Here is a 1,008-nt window from a genome sequence, read left to right as displayed (position 1 = left end):
ACGGTCAACAAAAATCCGGTCGACTTCAATTCCCTCAAGTTGACGCCCTGTATTTTGCTCGACCGAACTCACTCGCACATACCCTACTTTTTGGCCTTTCACTCTTTCACGCCCCAATTAGATAAAAATGAACAATTTCGTAAATTATAAATCTTAAATATCAAAGTTACATGTTATATATGGTTAAAAATCATTTAAATGTTACATAGTTTTAAAAACTTTTATATTGTAACTTTAGGGTTTACTTTAAAGTTACACAAAACATCTATATGAAGACTAAAGTCCAAATTAGTGTTTATGTTGGTTCAATGTATTACATTTCGTATTTTCTATTTGTAACGTAATTTCAGTAATATTATGATTATGTTTTAGAACTTCTAAGGCCTTTTGATAGAGTTGATCTGTATTGCTATTCGGAGCAACCAAATGAGCAGTTAAATGAATATTTCTTGAGGATATAGCCCAGACTTTCAACTGATGAATCCCTTCAACGCCCTCTAGCTTCAATAAATCATTTCTTAACGACTCAATATCAATCTCATCAGGAACTCCTTCAAGCAGAATATGAATACTTTGTTTTAATAAAATCCAAGTTCGAGGTAAGACCCAGAAGCCAATTAACACAGCGATTACGGTATCAACCCACATCCACTGGGTAAAATAAATAACTATTCCTCCGATAATCACGCCTATCGATCCTAGAGCATCACTAAGAACTTCTAAATATGCACCTTTTATATTTAGACTTCCTTCAGCACTAGCAGAAAGGATTTTCATTGAAATCAAATTTATGACCAAACCAATGACCGCGACAATCATCATTCCAACACTTTGAATTTCAGCAGGATTCGTAAAACGTTGATAAGCTTCATATACAATATATATTGCTACCACAAAAAGCATCACCGCATTAAACAGAGCCGCTAAAATTTCAAATCGCTGATAGCCAAAAGTTCTTTTATCATCTGCGGCTTTTTTACCAATTTTGATAGCGGCAAGAGCAATAGC

At 34.1% G+C, this 1,008-nt stretch carries 1 protein-coding gene and 1 pseudogene; both read right to left on the bottom strand.

What is annotated here, in order from left to right; genetic code table 11:
- Positions 1-102: pseudogene (locus tag ACNPNW_RS05395) on the bottom strand (recombinase family protein); the annotation flags it as partial.
- Between the two features lie 186 nt (positions 103-288).
- Positions 289-1,008, bottom strand: a 720-nt coding sequence (locus ACNPNW_RS05390) for a cation diffusion facilitator family transporter (RefSeq protein WP_448766660.1), incomplete at its 5' end; no start/stop codon positions are given.

This window comes from Acinetobacter endophylla (genome assembly GCF_053543775.1).
The sequence above is the reverse complement of the archived record's forward strand: the minus strand, read 5'-3'. Positions and strand labels throughout refer to the sequence as shown.